Below are 17,494 nucleotides of genomic sequence, written 5' to 3' on the forward strand. Positions count from 1 at the left end.
CGAGGAGCCGCCGTGCGGATCGCCCTCTTCATCACCTGCGTCAACGACCTCGCGTACCCGGGCACCGGCATCGCTGTCACCCGCATCCTGCGGCGGCTCGGCCACACCGTCGACTTCCCCACCGACCAGACCTGTTGCGGGCAGATGCACGCCAACACGGGTTACCGGGCCGAGGCGATGCCGATGGTGCGCAACTACGTCGATGTCTTCGACTCCTACGACGCCATCGTCGCGCCCTCCGGGTCGTGCACCGCGATGATCCGCGACCAGTATCCGCGCCTGCACCCGCCCGCCACCTCGGTGGCCGCCCGCACCTACGAGCTGTCCGAGTTGCTCGTCGACGTTCTCGGCGTCACCGACGTCGGCGCCGAGTTCCCGGAGACGGTCACCTACCACCCCACCTGTCACGGCCTGCGGATGCTGCGCCTCGGCGACCGGCCGCTGACCCTGCTGCGCCAGGTGCGCGGGATCACGCTGGTCGAGCTGGGCGACGCCGAGGAGTGCTGCGGTTTCGGCGGCACCTTCGCCCTGAAGAACCCGGACGTCTCCACAGCGATGCTCACCGACAAGTGCGCCCGGGTTCGTGACACCGGCGCACGGGTGCTGGCCGCCGCCGACAACTCCTGCCTGGCGCACATCGGCGGCGGCCTCGACCGCCACCGCTCGGGCGTACGGGCCATGCACTACGCCGAGATTCTCGCCGGGGCCAGCTCATGAGCCAGCCGGTCGCACCCGCCACCGGGAGCGGACGGATCCGCACGCCGCTGCCCTTTCCCACCGCCGCCAAACCGGCAGTCGCCGACCCGCAGCTGCGGGCCAACCTGCACCGGGCCACCCGCACCATCCGCGCCAAGCGCGCCCGGGTCGTCGACGAGGTACCCGACTGGGAGGCGCTGCGCGACGCCGGCTCCGCGATCAAGGCGGACGTCCAACGTCGGTTGCCGGAGCTGCTGGAGCAGTTCGAGGCGTCCGTCACCGCCGCCGGCGCCACAGTGCACTGGGCCCGCGACGCGGCCGAGGCGTGCCGGATCGTGGTCGCGTTGACCCGGGCCGCCGGGGCCGACGAGGTCGTGAAGGTCAAGTCGATGGCGACCCAGGAGATCGAGCTCAACGAGGCGTTGGAGGCCGCCGGGATCGCCGCGTACGAGACCGACCTCGCCGAGTTGATCGTGCAGCTCGGCGAGGACACCCCCTCACACATCCTGGTGCCGGCGATCCACTACAACCGGGCGCAGATCCGGGAGATCTTCCAGCGTCGCATGCCCGACGTGCCGGCCGACCTGAGCGACGAACCGGCCGCGCTGGCCGAGGCGGCCCGCGCCCACCTGCGACGACGGTTCCTCTCGGCCCGGGTCGCCGTCTCCGGCGCCAACTTCGCCGTGGCGGACACCGGCACCCTCGTGGTGGTGGAGTCCGAGGGCAACGGGCGGATGTGCCTCACCCTCCCCGAGACGTTGATCAGCGTCGTCGGCGTCGAGAAGCTGCTGCCGACCTTCACCGACCTGGAGGTCTTCCTGCAACTGCTGCCCCGTTCCTCGACCGGCGAGCGGATGAACCCGTACACCTCGATGTGGACCGGTGTCACCCCCGGCGACGGTCCGCAGGACGTGCACGTCGTCCTTGTCGACAATGGCCGCTCCGCCGTGCTCGCCGACCCGGTGGGGCGGCCGGCGCTGTCCTGCATCCGTTGCTCCGCCTGCCTCAACGTCTGCCCGGTGTACGAGCGGGCCGGCGGGCACGCGTACGGCTCGGTGTATCCGGGGCCGATCGGGGCGATCCTGTCGCCGCAGCTGACCGGGGTGGCCGACAACGCCTCGCTGCCGTACGCGTCGACCCTCTGCGGCGCCTGCTACGACGTCTGCCCGGTGAAGATCAACATTCCGGAGATCCTGGTCCACCTCCGCCAGCAGGCGCCGCATCCGCCGGCCGAACGGGCCGCCATGGGTGTCCTGTCCTGGGTGATGCGCAGCCCTCGGCGCTGGGCCGCCGCCCTGCGCCTGGCCCGGGCGGGTGCGGGGCCGCTCGGGGCGTACCGGATGCGCCGCACCGGCGCGCGTACGCTGCGCCGACTGCCCTGGCCCGGGTCGGCGTGGACCCGGTCGCGCGACCTGCCGCTGCCCGGGCCGCAGACCTTCCGGGAATGGTGGGGGAAGCAGTGAGCGCACGTGACGAGATCCTGGCGCGGCTGCGGACGGCCCTGGCCGACAGCCCGCCGCCGGTGCAGGTGCCCCGCCGCTACCGCCGGGTCGACGACCGCCCCGACCTGATCGCCACCCTGGTCGACCGCCTGGAGGACTACCGGGCGGTGGTCCACCATGGCATCGACGCCCTACCCCGGCTGCTCAGCGAGGTCGACCGGCTCGCCGTCCCCGCCGACCTGCCGGCCGACTGGCTGACCGGTTACGCCGGGCAGGTGCACCGCGACGCGCCCGCGCTGTCACCGGCCGTACTCGACGACCTGGACGCGGTGCTGACCGGCTGCGCGGTCGCGATCGCCGACACGGGCACCATCATCCTCGACGCCGGCCCGACGCAGGGGCGGCGGGCGCTCACCCTGGTGCCCGACCGGCACATCTGCGTCGTTCGCGCCGACCAGGTGGTCGGTCTGCTGCCCGAGGCGCTCACCCGACTGAACCCGCGCGCGCCGCAGACCTGGATCTCCGGCCCGTCCGCCACCAGCGACATCGAGCTGAACCGGGTCGAGGGAGTGCACGGCCCGCGCCGGCTGGAGGTCGTCCTGGTCGGCTCAGGAGCCTGACGACACCTGCTCGCGGGCCTCGCTCGCCGGCGCCCGCAGCGGAATGCCGCGCACGTTGAGCAGCATGACGATGCCCACGCCGACCACCAGGGCGATGTCGGCGACGTTGCCGACGAAGAACCCGGCGTAGTCGATGAAGTCCACGACGTGCCCGCGAGCGAACCCCGGCTCGCGCAAGAGGCGGTCCAGCAGGTGCGTCGTCGCGCCGCCGAGCACCAGGCCCAGCGCCACCGCCCAGGCCCGCGAGGTGACCCGCAGCGCCACGACCGTCACCGCGACCACCGCCGCCGCCGCGAACACCGCGAAGATCCAGGTGTACGCGGAGCCGATCGAGAAGGCGGCACCCGGGTTGTAGACGAGTCGCAGCTGCAGCAGGTCACCGAGAACGGTGATGGTCTGCCCGCCGGACAGCGCGGACTCGGCCCAGTACTTGGTGAGTTGATCCGCGGCGAGCACCACGGCAGCGATCAACACGACGACGCGGAACACCCCGGAACCCTAGCCGGTCGGTGGCGACAGTCACCACCGGCGGTGAACGCGAGCCCGCACGCCGGCGGCCCCGTTGATCAACAGCATGACGCACAAGCTTGGTAATTGCCAAAGACTGGCAACTGTGCCACCGTGATGATCAACGGTTGCGGCGTTGCGCCCACCCGACCAACGACTCCCCACACCACAGGAGCCCTCCGTGACCCGGATGCATCCGACCGTCCGACGCTTCGCGGCGTCGACCGCGGCGGCGGGAATGCTCGTCCTCGCCGGCTGTTCGGCCCCGGCCACGCCCGACGGCTCAGCGGGCGGGACCACGCTGGTCGTGGCCACCTCCGACGAACCGGACGCGTTGAACCCGGTGCTCAACTACGGCGTCGACGGCGCCTCGCTGATCTTCGACGGCCTCGTCAGCCGGGACGCTGACAACCGCCTCGTGGCCTCTCTGGCCACGGCGTTGCCGGAGCTGTCGCCCGACGGGCGCACCGTGACCGCGAAGCTCCGCGACGGCGTGCAATTCCACGACGGCACCACGCTGACCGCCCCGGACGTCCTCTTCACGTACCAGGCGGTGCTGGACCCGAAGGTGGACTCCACGCTCCGCTCCGACCTGGACATGGTGGAGTCGGTGACCGCGCCCGACGCGGCCACCGTCGTGTTCCGGCTGCGCTACCCGTACGCGCCGTTCCTGCAACGGCTCACTCTCGGCATCGTGCCGGCCAGGCTGCTCAGCGGGCAGGACATCAACACCGCCGGGTTCAATCGCAAACCGGTCGGGACCGGGCCGTACAAGGTTGAGTCGTGGACGCCGGGCGACCGCCTGGTGCTCACCGCGAACGAGAGCTACTTCGCGGGCCGACCGAAGAACAACCGGGTGGTGGTGGCGTTCGTCGCCGACGACAACGTCCGCGCCCAGCGGATGCGCGCCGGCGAGTTCGACGCCGCCGAGCTGCCACCGAAGCTCGCCTCCGGCTTCGACGCCGACAGCGCGTACCGGGTGCAGCGGGTGCCGACCGCCGACTACCGGGGTGTGATGCTGCCGACGGGCAACCCGGTCCTCGCCGACCCGGCGGTCCGCCGGGCGCTCAACCTGGCCGTCGACCGGGCCGCGATGGTCTCCGGAATCCTCGGTGGCGCCGGCGAACCGGCGTTCGGCCCGATCCCGCCGACCTCCGAGTTCACCGACGCCTCGATCATCGGCAAGCCGACCGCCGACCCGACGGCGGCGGGCGCGCTGCTCGACGCGGCCGGCTGGACCCCCGGCCCCGGCGGGATCCGCGTCAAGGACGGCCGGCCGGCCCGGTTCACGCTGATGTACCCGGCCAGCGACACGCTGCGCAAGGACCTGGCGCTCGCCGTCACCGCCGACGCGAAGAAGATCGGCATCGGGGTCACCCCGGCCGGGCTCACCTGGGACGCCATCGACCCACGGATGAGATCCGACGCGCTGCTGATGGGCTACGGCACGCCGTACGACCCGGATTTCGTCTCGTACAAGCTGTTCAGCTCCCAGTTCGCCGGGCAGGGCTACTTCAACCCGGGCTCGTACCGCTCCGAGGTGACCGACCGGGCCCTCCAGCAGGGCCGCGACCAGATCGACCCGAATCTTCGCAGGGCCGCGTACGCGCGGTTCCAGAAGCAGTTGGCCGCCGACGTGCCGTGGCTGTTCCTCACCTACCTGCGGCACACCTACGTGCTGAAGTCCTCGGTGCGCGGTGTCGCTCCCCGCGTCGAGGCGCACGAGCACGGGGTGGCGAACAGCCTCTGGTGGAACATCGACACCTGGACCCGGTCGTGACCCGCTCCGGTCGACTGGCCGGGGCGAGGGCGGTGCTCCGGCGTCGGCTGCTCGTCGCCGTGCCGGTGCTCGCCGCGACCAGCGTCGGGATGTTCGCCCTCGGCGCCGCCTCGCCGGTCGACCCCGCGAAGCAGTACGCGGGCGCGGCGGCCTTCACCGCCAGCGAGGAGAACCTGGCCCAGCTGCGCGCGAACTGGGGCGTCGACGACCCGGTGCCGGTGCAGTACCTGCGCTGGATCGGCAACCTCGTGCGGGGCGACCTGGGCTGGTCGACCAGCCGGCACGAGCCGGTCGCCTCGGTGCTCGCCGCCCGGGCCGGCTGGACGCTGCTGCTGATCGGCGTGGCCCTGGCCCTGGCCCTGGTCGGGAGCCTGCTGCTGGGCTCGTTGGCCGCGTACCGCCGGGGTGGGCTGTTCGACCGCGCGCTGCGCGCCGGTGCGTACGCGGTGCAGTCGATGCCGGTCTTCTGGCTGGGCCTGGCCGCGATCGCCGTGTTCGCGCTGGCCCTGGGCTGGTTGCCGGCCGGCGGGCTCACCGATGTCACAGCGACCGGCACGTCCTGGGGCGACGTGGCGCACCACCTGATCCTGCCGGTCGGGGTGTTGGCCGTGTCCCAGGCACCGTGGTTCGTGCTGTTCGTCCGGGACGCGGTCGCGGAGAGCATGCGCGACGACCACGTGCTCGCGGCGCGGGCGCGCGGGTTGCCCGGCCGGACGGTGCTGTTCGGGCACGCGCTGCGAACCGCGCTGCTGCCGTTCCTCACCCTGGTCGGCACCCACCTGCCCGAACTGGTCGGCGGGGCGGTGCTGGTCGAGACGGTCTTCTCCCTGCCGGGCCTCGGCGCGGTCACCGTCGCCGCCGCGCTGGGCAGCGACTTCCCGCTGCTGGCGGCGATCACGCTGGCCACCACCGCGGTGGTGCTGGCCGCGAACCTCGCGACCGACCTGGCCTACGCCGCCGCCGACCCGAGGGTACGACTCGATGGCTGACCTTGCTACCCGACCGCCACTGCTCCACGTGGCCCGGTCCCGGCTGCGGCTGCGCCCCGGCCAGACCGGTGTCGTCATCGCCGGTCTGGTCCTGCTGACGACCGTCGCCGGCTCGCTGCTCGCACCGCTCGTCTGGCCCCTCGACCAGAGCGCCGTCGCGCTGGACCAGACCCGGTTGGCGCCGTCCTGGACCCACCTCGCCGGCACCGACGATCTGGGCCGCGACGTGGCGCACCGCGCCGTCTACGGGCTGCGGGTCTCGTTGCTCGTCGGGGCTGTCGCCGCGCTCGTCGCCACCGTCCTCGGGGGCGTGATCGGCGGGATCGCCGGCACGCTCGGCGGCCGGGTCGACCGGATCCTGATGCGGATCGTGGACACCATCGCCGCGATGCCGCACCTGCTGCTGGGCATCTTCATCGTGGCCATGCTGCGGCCCAGCCTCGGTGCCGTGATCGCCTCCGTCGGGCTCACCCACTGGCTGTCCACCGCCCGCATCGTCCGATCCGAGGTGCTCAGTCTGCGGGACCGACCGTTCATCGACGCCGCCATCAGCGGAGGAGCCGGCCGGTTCCGGGTCCTCACCCGGCACCTGCTGCCGCACGTCCTGCCCCGACTGGCGCTGGCCACCACGCTGATGATCCCGCACGCGGTGTGGCACGAGACCGCCCTGTCGTTCCTCGGCCTCGGTCTGCCGCCCCACCTCGCCTCGCTGGGCAACATGATCAACGACGGCCAGGGGTCACTGTTGACCGGCGCCTGGTGGGCCAGCCTGGCACCGGGCGCGGTCATCGTCGTCGTCACTCTCGCCATCGCGGTCCTCGCCGCCCGTTGGCGTGACCGCTTCGATCCCCGGGTTCGAGCGGAGCTGCACCTGTGACCACCACCGAATCCGTTCCCGCCCCGGCGTCGGCCCGCGCCGCCACGAGTCGGCCGCTGCTGGCCGTGGATGGCCTCGGCGTCGAGTTCCGGCTGCGCGACGCGCGGGTGCGCGCCGTCACCGATCTCCACCTCACCGTCCGGGCCGGCGAACTGCTGGCCGTCGTCGGCGAGTCCGGCTGCGGCAAGTCCGTCCTGGCCCACGCCCTGCTCGGCCTGCTGCCGGGCAACGCCACGACCACCGGCCACGCCGTGCTGCACCACCCCGACGCCGACCCGGTCGACCTGATCACCTGCGGTCAACGCCAACTGGCCCGGCGGGTACGCGGTCGCCTGGTGGGCCTGGTTCCACAGAGCCCGGCCACCGCCCTGAACCCGGTCCGCACCGGGCGGCGGTTGCTCGCCGAGACGCTGCGGGCGCACGGCCGCGACCGCGCCGACGCCGACCAGCTCGCCGTCGACGTCGGGCTCGACCCGGCGGACCTGGACCGCTACCCCCACGAGCTGTCCGGCGGGATGGCACAGCGGCTGGTCACCGCGCTCGCGCTGGCACCCGACCCGGCGCTGCTCATCGCCGACGAGCCCACCACCGGGCTGGACCGGCCGCTGGTCGACCACACCCTCGACCTGCTGCGCCGCCGCTGCGACAACGGCGCCGCCGTCGTGCTCATCACGCACGACCTGGCCGCCGCGCGCCGGGTCGCCGACACCGTCGCCGTGATGTACGCCAGCCGCGTCGTGGAGCACCGCGACACCGACGAACTCTTCACCGCGCCGACCCACCCGTACGCCTCGGCGCTGCTCGACGCCCTGCCGGACCGGGCCTTCCGGCCGGTGCCCGGCGACCCGCCGATGCTCACCGCGCTGCCCCCCGGTTGCGCGTTCGCGCCCCGCTGCCCACACCGCACCGAAACCTGCGCTGACCGACCAGAGCCCACACCGGTCGCCGGTGGCGGCACCGTGGCCTGCCACCACCCGATCCCCACCGGAGCCAACCCGTGACCAACACGCCACACCTGCTCGCCGACGAGGTGACCGTCGGGTACGGCCGCCAGGTCGTCCTCGACCGCGTCACGGTGCGGATCGACCGGGGCGAGACGGTCGGACTGCGCGGGCCGTCCGGCTGCGGAAAGTCGACACTGGTACGGGTCCTGGCCCTGCTGCACCAGCCCGATCAGGGCCGGGTCAGCATCGACGGCACCGCAGTGAGCGCCGTCCGGTACGCCGTGCCGGTGGCCCTACGGACCCGCGTCGCCGCCCTCTTCCAGAGCCCGCGCGCCGCCGCCGATCCCCGGCTGAGCCTCACCGACCTGATCGCCGAACCGCTGCGCGCCACCCGGACACCCGAGGCGGCGGTCCGGGAACGGGTCACCGAACTCGCCGACCTGGTCGGCCTCACCGCGGATCTGCGCAGCCGACGTCCGCACGCGGTCTCCGACGGGCAACTGCAACGCGCCTGCCTGGCCCGGGCCCTCGTGCACCGTCCCGACTACCTGCTCTGCGACGAGGCCACCGCGATGCTCGACGCCTCCACGCAGGCGCACGTCGCCGCCGTCATCCGCGACTACCAGCTGGCCCAGCAGGCCGGGGTCCTGGTCATCAGCCACGACCAGACTCTGCTGGAGCGCTGGAGCGACCGGATCGTCGACCTGGCCGGCACGGCACCCGCACGGACCTGACCTCCCGGCCGACGGGTTCCCGCTCAGTCGGCGACGTCCACGATGACCTTGCCGTTGGCGGTGCCGTCGGCAACCAGGCGGTGGGCGTCCATCACCGTGTCGAGCGTGAACCGGCGCGCGTCCAGTCGGGGACGCAGCGCACCGGCTTCGGCCAGCGCCGCGATCTCGCGCAGGATGGCACCGTGGTGGTCACGGCCCCGCCCGGTGAGCATCGGCAGCAGGGTGAACACGCCGGAGTAGGTGGCGCCACGGAACGACAGCGGGGCGAGCGAGTGTGCGCCCCAGCCCAACGCGCTGACGACGTGCCCGTGGTAGGTGCGGACCGCCGCGAACGAGGCGTCGAGGGTCGTGCCACCGACGTTGTCGACGATGATGTCGAACCCCTCACCGCCGGTGTGTCTCTCGACGTACTCGTCGACGGTGCTCGTGGTGTAGTCGATCGGCACGGCGCCCAGGCTCTCGATCACCGGCAGGTTCGCCGGCCGGCCCGTGGCGTACACCTCGGCGCCTCGCGCCCGGGCGAGTTGCACGCCCACGTACCCGACCCCGCCGGCGCCGCCGTGCACCAGCACCTTCTGCCCGGCGTGGACCCCGGCCCGGTCGACCAGACCTTCCCAGGAGGTGACTGCCGCCAACGGCAACGCGGCGGCCTCCCGCATCGAGAGGTTGTTCGGCTTGTGAGCCAGCAACCGGGCGTCGACGGCGGTGTACTCGGCCAGCGAGCCCGGCAGGTCACCGACTCCCCCGCACAGCCCGTACACCTCGTCTCCCGGGGCGAAGCCGGTCACCTCCGCGTCGACCGCCGCGACCACACCGGCGAGGTCCATGCCGAGCACCGCGGGTAGCTGGACACGCGCGTGTGCGGCCTTCCCCGCCTGGATCTTCGTGTCGAGCGGGTTGACCCCGCTGGCGACGACCCGCACCAGCACCTGCCCGGGCCCGGGGGCGGGGTCGCCGATCTCCTCGACCGTCAGCGGAACGTCGAACTCCCGCAGCACCGCAGCCCGCATAGCCCCCACACTCTCCGTGATCGAGACGTCAGGTGGACGCTAACCGACCGGATTGCCGACCGGGCGGCTTCTTCGGTGACCGCCGCTGGCACCCGCCGGAAACTTTCGCCCGACGCCGGCCGACCATCCCGGTGCCACCGTTCCACCCGCCCCGCTTTTGCCATCTGAGGAAAAAGATCGCCACCTCTTGTAAAAAGTCTCCGCGCAGTCAGGATATTCAGATGCGTCGTCACCCTCAGATCGCAGGGCGGGTGGTCTCGGGCCTCCTCGCGTTCCTCCTCGTCTCGGCTGTCGCCCTCCTCGCGTCCGCTCAGCCCGCCGCAGCTCACGGGACCCTCGCGATGTCCACGCCGGCGGCAGGCGCCACGGTGCGCGAGGCGTTGACGTCGGTGCGGCTGTTCTTCACCGAGAAGGCCGCGGCCAACGCGTTCTTCACGGTCACCGCGCCCGGTGGCATCCGGGTCGACAACGGCTGGTCGTACGGGGAGCCGAAGCCACTGGACAAGCCGGTACGCGAGTACTTCCTGGTGAACGGCCAGTTCGAGCCGCGCGAGTACACGACCGGGTTCCCCGCGACGGTGGCGGTCGCACACCTGCCGGCCAAGGGCGAGTACTCGGTGAGCTACCTGTCGGTCGCCTCGGACGGCGACCCCGTACGCGGCACCTTGACCTTCCGCTACAACGGGCCGGTGACGGCGGCACCGAAGGGGTGGAGCCCGCCGTCGACCCAGCCAGACCCGGCGCTGCTGGCCGCTGCCGAGCAACACGGGTCGTCCGGGCAGGCGTCGGCAGTGCCGACGGTCGCGGCCGAGACCCCGATTCCGCCGTCCGCGGCAGCGGCTGCTCCGATCGAGTCGACGGATGAGAACGGCCCCGGAGCGGTCGCGTGGGTCGGCCTGGCGGTGGTCGCGGTGGCGGTCGCGGCGGCCGGATCCGTCGTCTGGCGTCGGCGGACGGCCTCCACTGGCAGACCCGCCGGCCGGGGCCGTACCGCGCCGGCGACATCCGGTCGACGCGGCGCCGGCACCCGTCCCGGAACCAGGACCCCCGGCACCAAGGGCGCCGGTAGCAGGACCGCCGCTGCCAAGACTGGCGGCGGCAGGGCGGTCGGTGGCAGAACCGACGCAGACCGGGCCGCCGCGACGACCGGCAACGGTACGCAGACCTCGGACACTCGACCGCCCGCCGACCCCGGAGCGTCGCCGGACCCGGACCTCGCCAGCGCGACGCCCCGGTCCCGGCTGAGCAACACCGGGCTGGCACTGTTCGTCGGTGCCCTGGTGCTGGCCCTGCTCGGCGGGTTCGGCTTGGCGCGCATCAGCGGCAACGAGGGCCCGGCCGCCAACACCGCCCGGCAGCCGGCGGGCGGTCCGCCCGCCTCCGGCCCGGCGGTGTCCGCGACCGACGGACACCAACACCCGGCGGGCACCGGGCCGCACACGCACCGGGGCGACAGCGGAACAGGCGAGACGCTTGCCACCGGGACGACCGTCAGCGCCGCCGGCTTCACGCTGCAACCGCTGGAACGAACCCAACCCGCCGGGGTACGCGCCGACTACCGCTTCCGCATCGTCGGCACCGACCGGCAGCCGGCGACCCGCTTCGCGGTCGTGCACGACAAGCCGTTGCACCTGATCGTGGTGGGCCGGGACCTGACCGGCTACCAGCACCTGCACCCGACGATGGCACCCGACGGCACCTGGAGCGTCCCGCTGACGCTGGCCCGACCCGGCGGCTACCGCGTCTACGCCGACTTCTCCGTCACCACCGCCAACGGCAGCCAGCAGCCCCTGGTGCTGGGCGTCGACCACACGGTGCCCGGCGCGCACACCCCGGCCGCGCTGCCGCCGCCGCAGGCACAGGCGGCGGCTGGTCCGTTCACCGTGTCGATGACCGGCACCCCGACGGTGGGGGTGACGGCGCCGATCCACTTCCAGGTCACCAGCGCCGGCACCGCCACGCCCGCGCAGTTGCAGCGGTACCTGGGCGCGTACGGGCACCTGGTCGTCGTGCGGGAGGGCGACCTCGGCTACGTGCACGTCCACCCCGAGCAGGAGCTGGTCGACGGGACCGTCAAGTTCTGGTTGACCGTGCCAAGTGCCGGCCGGTACCGGGCCTTCTTCGACTTCCAGGTCGCCGGCACGGTGCACACCGGGGAGTTCACGATCGACGTGCCCTGAGCCTGGAACTTTCTCCGTGCTGCTGCCGACCTACCAGCCAGCAGCAACCATCGGAGGAAGAACACATGCTCAGCACCAGCCCGCTCGGTCCACGCCGCCGCTCGGCCGCGATCCTCGCCGCCGCCGTCCTGACGATGGGTGCCGCCGGATGCGGCTCGTCCGACTCTCCGGCGACCGCGCAGGCGGGCCCGTCGGTGCCGACCTCGGCCGACCCGGACGCCGGTGTGCTCGGCATTCGTGACCCGTGGGTGAAGGCCGCCGACAAGGGCATGACGGCGGCCTTCGGCACCCTGGTCAACGACGGCGACGTCGATGTCACGGTGACGGGTGCCACCACCGCCCTGTCCTCGATGGAACTGCACGAGATGGCCATGAAGGACGGCACTATGGTCATGCGGCAGAAGCAGGGTGGCATCGTGATCAAGGCCGGGAGCACCCACGCGTTGGAGCCCGGCGGCGACCACCTCATGCTGATGAACCTCACCAAGCCCGTTCGGGCCGGCGACGAGGTGACCTTCACCTTGACGTTCGCCGACGGCAGGACCCAGCAGTTCCGCGCCGTGGCCAAGCCGTTCACCGGCGCGCAGGAGAGCTACGCCCCGGGGCACGGCCAGCCTCTGCCCGGCACGAGCGCCACGCCGACGATGAGCATGAGCCCGGCATCGTGACGCGGACGCCACCCGTACGGCCGGTGAGCAGGCGCGGCCTGCTCGCCGGCGGGGCCCTGGCCGCCGGCGGAGCCCTCGCCGGCGCCGCCGCCATCGCCACGACTCGCACCGATGGCGGGCCACCACGGGCCGCCGCCGACGCCACGGCGGCGGTGGCGGCCGTCGGCGGCCTGGTCGAGCCGTTCCACGGCACCCGGCAGGCCGGGGTGGCCACCGAACCGCAGGCGCACGCGTCGTTCGTGGCGCTCACGCTGCGGGCCGGCGTCGACCGGGCCGCGCTGGGCCGGATGTTGCGATTGCTCACCGACGACACCGCCCGACTCACCCAGGGCCGGCCCGCGCTGGCCGACACCGAGGCCGAACTGGGGCTGCTGCCCGCCCGGCTGACAGTGACCTTCGGCTTCGGGCCCGGCCTCTACCGGGCGGCCGGCGTCGACGACCGCCGGCCGGCATCGGTCACCGACCTGCCGTCGTTCCGCATCGACCGGCTCCAGCCGGCCTGGTCCGGCGGTGACCTGCTGCTCCAGATCTGCGCTGACGACGCGATCACCGTGGCCCACGCCCAACGGGTCCTGATCAAGGACAGCCGACCGTTCGCCACAGTGCGGTGGGTCCAGCAGGGCTTCCGGCGCAGCCCCGGTGTCGAGCCGGGTGGCCACACCCAACGCAACCTGTTCGGTCAGCTCGACGGCACCGCCAACCCGCGACCCGGCGCGCCCATGGACACCGCGCTCTGGGTGCCGGACGGCCCGGCGTGGCTGCGCGACAGCACCACCGTGGTGGTGCGGCGGATCAGCATGAACATGGAAACCTGGGACCTGCTCGGCCGGGCCGACCGCGAACTCGCCGTCGGGCGGCGGCTCGACACCGGTGCCCCGCTCACCGGCACCGCCGAGCATGACGAACCCGACTTCGCCGCCACCGATCCGGACGGGCTCACCGTCATCCCCGACTTCTCGCACCTGACCCGCGCCCACGTCACCGACGACCGCTTGAAGATCCTCCGCCGGCCGTACAACTACGACGGTGTGCCGACGGCCGAGGGTCACGCGGACAGCGGCCTGATCTTCACGTCCTACCAGGCCGACATCACCCGGCAGTTCCTGCCCATCCAGCGCCGGCTGGCCGACCGGGACCTGCTCAACGAGTGGACCACGCCGATCGGCTCCGCGGTCTTCGCCATCCCGCCCGGATGTCCACCGGGCGGTTGGATCGGCGAGCAGGTGCTCGGATGACCGGGTCGCCGTCGCGCCCCACCGCCGTCCGGCTCGGCGCGGCGGTGCTCGCCGTCCTCGTGGCGGTGCTCATCCCGGCCGGCCCGGCCTGGGCGCACAACTCGCTCCGGGCGGCCACGCCCGCCCGGGACGCGACACTGTCGAGCGCACCGACCGAGGTCACGCTGGAATTCATGCGGCGGCTCGACCCCACCTTCACCACGATCGTGCTCACCGACGCCGCCAAGCGGAAGCTTCCCACCGGCGAACCGGTGGTCACCGGGGCGACGAGCACGGTCCGGGTGACAGACACCCTGCCGAACGGGACCTACACGGTCGCCTACCGGGTCGTCTCCGTCGACGGGCACCCGGTGCAGGGGTCGTACCCGTTCACGGTGGCAGATCCCTCGTCCAGCGCCGCGCCGGTTGCCAACCTCAGCGCCTCAGCGCCCGCCCCGGCCGCCGCCGGCGCGGAGTCCGACGACGGCCCGAGCGGTGTGCTCGTGGCGGGGGCCGCGCTGTCCCTCCTCGTCCTGGTGACGGCCGTTGGGCTGCGGTGGCGACGGACGGTGCGGCGCTGATCAGACGGTGATCCGCTCCACAGTGGGGCGGACCGGCGACGCGCACCGCACGGCCCGGACCGACCGGCCCGGTCTTGCACGTCTCCGGAACCAGCGGCGTCTCTCCCCCGACTACCGGTCAGGGGCCGACGCGACACCTCACCGGGCGACCAGACCAGCACGGGAGACACCTACCGGGTGACTCCCGACTCTTCCGATCGGATCACCATGTCTCTCACCGAACTGTCCGGCACGCCGCAGCCGGAACCCGCCATCACCGCCGAGAAACCGGCCCGAGCCGCCCGGCGCACGTCGCCGTTCAGCGCGCTGCTGCTGCGGCTGCACTTCTACGCCGGCATCCTCGTCGCCCCGTTCCTGGTGGTCGCCGCACTGACCGGTCTGGCCTACACCACAGCGCCGCAACTCGACACGATCCTCTACGGCGACCAGCTCACCGTCGCCGAGGTGGGTGAGCGTCAGCTGCCACTGGCCGAACAGATCGGGGCGGCCCGCAACGCGCACCCCGACGGCAGCATCACCACCGTGCAACCCGGCGACGGCGACCGGACCACGAAGGTGGTGTTCTCTCTGCCCGAGCTTGGCGAGAAGCAGCACACCGTCTACATCGACCCGTACACCGCCGAGTCCCAGGGCCAGCTCACCACCTGGTTCGGGTCCACGCCGGCCGTCACCTGGCTGGACGACCTGCACCGCCACCTGCACCTGGGCACGGTCGGCGAGCACTACTCCGAGCTGGCCGCGAGCTGGCTGTGGGTGATGGCGCTCGGCGGGGTCATCCTCTGGTGGCGTCGACGCGGCGCCGCCCGAGCCGCAGCCCGGCATCTGCTCGTGCCGGACCTGTCCACGGGTAAGGGTGTTCGTCGTACCCGAGGGTGGCACGCCACCACCGGCATCTGGCTCACCGTCGGTCTCCTCTTCCTCTCGGTCACCGGTCTGACGTGGTCCCGCTACGCCGGTGCGAACTTCGCCGACGGCCTGGACGCGGTGAACGCCCGCACCCCGGAGATCTCCACCAGCCTCACGGCCGGCCCCACCGCCCCTGCCGAGACCGGCGGGGGCCACGAGCACGGTGCCGCCGGGGCTGGCGGGGTCGTCGAGTCGGCGGCGTTCGACCGGGTTCTGGGCGTCGCTCGCGACGCGGGCCTCTCCGGTCCCGTCGAGATCACCCCCGCGCCGGAGCCGGGTTCCGCCTGGACCGTCACCCAGGTCGACAACACCTGGCCGGTCAACAAGGACCGCATCGCCGTCGACCCGGCCACCGGCGCGGTGACCGCCCGCAGCGACTTCGCCGACTGGCCCCTGCTGGCCAAACTCAGCGGCCTCGGCATCCAGGCCCACATGGGGATCCTCTTCGGCCTGGTCAACCAGATCCTGCTCGCCGCGCTCGCGCTCGGGCTGCTCTGCGTCATCTTCTGGGGTTACCGCATGTGGTGGCAGCGTCGACCCACCCGCGCCGACCGCCGCGCCCTCGCCGGCACCCCGCCAGCGCGCGGCGGTGTACGCGGTCTGCCGCTCTGGGCGTTGCTGATCGGCGTACCGGTGACCGTGGCGATCGGCTGGGCGCTCCCGCTGTTCGGGATCACAGTGCTCGCCTTCCTCGTCATCGACGTGGTGGTGGGGGCGGTGTCCCGACGCCGACGACCTGCCGCGACTCCTGTCTCCCCGGCACCCGCGGGGCGCTGATCCACCGGTCCGGCCGTCCGTGACGCGACGGACGGCCGGACGCGAAGACGCTCAGATCACCACCTGTTTGGTGTTCGGCAGACTGTCCACGATCGACGTCGACACGTTGATCGTGTCGGCGATGATCTCGTGGGGCGTGTTGGCCATCCACTGCATCACCGAGATGTCCTCGAACCGGGGATGGCGGAACATCTCCAGGAACACCAGCGGCTCGTCACCGGTGTTCTCGATGTAGTGGCCGTAGGCGAAGGGCACGTACCCCACGTCGCCGGCCTGGAAGTCGAACGTCCGGGCGGCAGCCTGCGCGGCGAACACGCCCATCCGTGCGGTGCCGGAGATGTAGTACTGCCACTCGTCGGTGGTGGGGTGCCAGTGCAGTTCGCGCATCCCCCCCGGCTCGACCTCCACCAGTGCCGCGGCCGTGGTCACGGAGGCGGCGAAGTTGGTCGAGTCGGTGATCCGGACGGTTCCGCCGCGGAAACGCTGCGGGGTCTGGGCGAGCATCCGGTGCTTGAAGCTTCGGGGGATGTCGCCGGTCGGGCTGACCACCCGGTCCTGTTGCAGTGGTGGTGGGACGTCGCCCTGGAAGATGTACTTCTCCCGCTCGGGCAGGTTCTCCATCTGTTCCGGCGTCCAGCCGAAGTTCTTGGCCAGCACGTGCCGGGGGGTGTGCGCGAAGAAGTCGCTGAGCAGGAACGTGTTGTTCTCCGAGAACGCGCCGTCGTCGAAGACCAGCAGGAACTGCGCGCCGTCCTGCAACGCCTGGATGTTGTGCGGCACACCCTGCGGAAAGAACCACAGGTCGCCCGCCTTCACGTCCTCGATGAAGTTGCGTCCCTCGTGGTCGACGGCGCTGATCCGGCAGCTTCCGCTGAGCATGTACGCCCACTCCGACTGCTGGTGCCAGTGGATCTCCCGGTACGCGCCCGGTTCGAGACCGAACTGGACGCCGGCCAACTGGGTGGCGATCGGGAGGTCGCGGCTGGTGACCTCCCGGGTCCAGCCGCCCTTCTCCACCCGGGTGTGCGCCTGTGAGAACGAGAACTTGAGGTTGGGCACCAACCGGCTGTCGGTGGTGGGCGGAACCACAAGGTCCGGGTTCTGCCGCTCAAGCGCGACGTTGCGGCCCGCGAAGGGCGGTGCGCCCTGGTCGCCGCGCCTCGGTTCGGGATCACTGTCGGCCATGATCGCTGTCTCCTCACTCGGGTCGGACCGGCTCGGGCGCGGGAACGGATCCGCCACGCAGCCGCAGCCGCGACGAGATCCCCAGCAGGGCACGCACTCCGGGCCGGCCGTGCTGGATCGCGATCGCGACCGGGATCGCCACCGCGATCGCCGTCAGCACCAGACGGGTCCACGCCGGAGCGTGACCACCCACCCCGGTGCCGGCATAGACGACGAACATCAGCAGCACGACCCGGAGCCGAGGCAGACCGGGAGGGTCGGTGAGCGGGGCCATGGTTCGATGATCGGCGCGGAACACCGACCGTCGCATCACGTGATCGCGCCATTACCGCACACCAGTTCCCGGACGGCACGGGCCATTCGACGCAATCCCGCCGGTTCGGC

General features: G+C 72.4%; 17 protein-coding genes. 13 read left to right on the forward strand and 4 right to left on the reverse strand.

Annotation, left to right across the window (positions count from 1 at the left end; all coding sequences use genetic code 11):
• The first annotated feature begins 12 nt into the window (after window positions 1-12).
• From AB0C03_RS24435 to AB0C03_RS24445, 3 genes are read left to right on the forward strand one after another with little or no spacing between them, the layout of a single operon-like run.
• Window positions 13-717 (forward strand): (Fe-S)-binding protein, encoded by a 705-nt coding sequence (locus AB0C03_RS24435; RefSeq protein WP_357639002.1) that lies wholly within the window; start codon window positions 13-15, stop codon window positions 715-717.
• On the forward strand, window positions 714-2,159 hold the full coding sequence (locus AB0C03_RS24440) for a LutB/LldF family L-lactate oxidation iron-sulfur protein (RefSeq protein WP_030330529.1): 1,446 nt from the start codon (window positions 714-716) through the stop codon (window positions 2,157-2,159). Before AB0C03_RS24435 ends, AB0C03_RS24440 begins: the two co-directional genes overlap by 4 nt.
• Window positions 2,156-2,758, forward strand: coding sequence for a LutC/YkgG family protein (locus AB0C03_RS24445; RefSeq protein WP_245233581.1), 603 nt, complete (start codon window positions 2,156-2,158; stop codon window positions 2,756-2,758). The genes AB0C03_RS24440 and AB0C03_RS24445 overlap by 4 nt, the downstream gene beginning before the upstream one ends.
• Here AB0C03_RS24445 and AB0C03_RS24450 read toward each other — a convergent pair.
• Window positions 2,747-3,247 (reverse strand): signal peptidase II, encoded by a 501-nt coding sequence (locus AB0C03_RS24450; RefSeq protein ID WP_030330531.1) that lies wholly within the window; start codon window positions 3,245-3,247, stop codon window positions 2,747-2,749. The two genes, AB0C03_RS24445 and AB0C03_RS24450, sit on opposite strands and share 12 nt — an antisense overlap.
• A gap of 208 nt (window positions 3,248-3,455) precedes the next feature.
• On the opposite strand from AB0C03_RS24450, the gene AB0C03_RS24455 reads away from it, so the two are divergent.
• From AB0C03_RS24455 to AB0C03_RS24475, 5 genes are read left to right on the forward strand one after another with little or no spacing between them, the layout of a single operon-like run.
• Entirely contained in the window at window positions 3,456-5,045 is a 1,590-nt protein-coding gene (locus AB0C03_RS24455; protein WP_357639218.1) for an ABC transporter substrate-binding protein, read from the forward strand.
• Entirely contained in the window at window positions 5,015-6,034 is a 1,020-nt protein-coding gene (locus tag AB0C03_RS24460) for an ABC transporter permease (RefSeq protein WP_245233582.1), read from the forward strand. The genes AB0C03_RS24455 and AB0C03_RS24460 overlap by 31 nt, the downstream gene beginning before the upstream one ends.
• Window positions 6,027-6,911, forward strand: a complete 885-nt coding sequence (locus tag AB0C03_RS24465) for an ABC transporter permease (protein WP_357639005.1) — start codon at window positions 6,027-6,029, stop codon at window positions 6,909-6,911. The genes AB0C03_RS24460 and AB0C03_RS24465 overlap by 8 nt, the downstream gene beginning before the upstream one ends.
• Window positions 6,908-7,912, forward strand: coding sequence for an ABC transporter ATP-binding protein (locus AB0C03_RS24470; RefSeq protein ID WP_357639007.1), 1,005 nt, complete (start codon window positions 6,908-6,910; stop codon window positions 7,910-7,912). Before AB0C03_RS24465 ends, AB0C03_RS24470 begins: the two co-directional genes overlap by 4 nt.
• Window positions 7,909-8,589 carry an ABC transporter ATP-binding protein gene (locus tag AB0C03_RS24475; protein WP_357639009.1) on the forward strand — a complete coding sequence of 227 codons (681 nt, stop codon included), beginning with the start codon at window positions 7,909-7,911 and terminating at the stop codon, window positions 8,587-8,589. The genes AB0C03_RS24470 and AB0C03_RS24475 overlap by 4 nt, the downstream gene beginning before the upstream one ends.
• A 23-nt stretch (window positions 8,590-8,612) precedes the next feature.
• Here the strand turns inward: AB0C03_RS24475 and AB0C03_RS24480 are convergent, their stop codons facing one another.
• Complete coding sequence (locus AB0C03_RS24480) at window positions 8,613-9,599, reverse strand: zinc-dependent alcohol dehydrogenase family protein (protein WP_357639011.1); 987 nt, start codon at window positions 9,597-9,599, stop codon at window positions 8,613-8,615.
• A 221-nt stretch (window positions 9,600-9,820) separates the two neighbouring features.
• Here AB0C03_RS24480 and AB0C03_RS24485 point away from each other — a divergent pair, with 221 nt between their 5' ends.
• The 5 genes from AB0C03_RS24485 to AB0C03_RS24505 all read left to right on the forward strand — a co-directional run bounded on the left by AB0C03_RS24485 (window position 9,821) and on the right by AB0C03_RS24505 (window position 15,925).
• A complete protein-coding gene (locus AB0C03_RS24485) occupies window positions 9,821-11,779 on the forward strand; it encodes a DUF8832 domain-containing protein (protein WP_357639013.1) in 1,959 nt (652 codons plus the stop codon).
• Between the two features lie 65 nt (window positions 11,780-11,844).
• Window positions 11,845-12,447, forward strand: coding sequence for a copper chaperone PCu(A)C (locus tag AB0C03_RS24490; protein WP_357639015.1), 603 nt, complete (start codon window positions 11,845-11,847; stop codon window positions 12,445-12,447).
• Window positions 12,448-12,470: 23 nt separating this feature from the next.
• Window positions 12,471-13,682 (forward strand): Dyp-type peroxidase, encoded by a 1,212-nt coding sequence (locus AB0C03_RS24495; protein ID WP_357639018.1) that lies wholly within the window; start codon window positions 12,471-12,473, stop codon window positions 13,680-13,682.
• Complete coding sequence (locus AB0C03_RS24500) at window positions 13,679-14,242, forward strand: copper resistance CopC family protein (RefSeq protein ID WP_357639020.1); 564 nt, start codon at window positions 13,679-13,681, stop codon at window positions 14,240-14,242. The genes AB0C03_RS24495 and AB0C03_RS24500 overlap by 4 nt, the downstream gene beginning before the upstream one ends.
• A 207-nt stretch (window positions 14,243-14,449) precedes the next feature.
• Window positions 14,450-15,925: a PepSY-associated TM helix domain-containing protein gene (locus AB0C03_RS24505; RefSeq protein WP_357639022.1), complete on the forward strand. Its 1,476-nt coding sequence runs from the start codon at window positions 14,450-14,452 to the stop codon at window positions 15,923-15,925.
• Window positions 15,926-15,976: 51 nt separating this feature from the next.
• On the opposite strand, the gene AB0C03_RS24510 is transcribed toward AB0C03_RS24505, so the two are convergent.
• Both AB0C03_RS24510 and AB0C03_RS24515 read right to left on the reverse strand, forming a co-directional pair.
• Window positions 15,977-17,110 carry an oxalate decarboxylase family bicupin gene (locus AB0C03_RS24510; protein WP_030330550.1) on the reverse strand — a complete coding sequence of 378 codons (1,134 nt, stop codon included), beginning with the start codon at window positions 17,108-17,110 and terminating at the stop codon, window positions 15,977-15,979.
• A gap of 13 nt (window positions 17,111-17,123) precedes the next feature.
• Window positions 17,124-17,384, reverse strand: a complete 261-nt coding sequence (locus AB0C03_RS24515) for a hypothetical protein (protein ID WP_156057424.1) — start codon at window positions 17,382-17,384, stop codon at window positions 17,124-17,126.
• Window positions 17,385-17,494: the final 110 nt, after the last annotated feature.

It is taken from the genome of Micromonospora parva (genome assembly GCF_040649675.1).
Taxonomy (GTDB): Bacteria; Actinomycetota; Actinomycetes; order Mycobacteriales; family Micromonosporaceae; genus Micromonospora; species Micromonospora parva.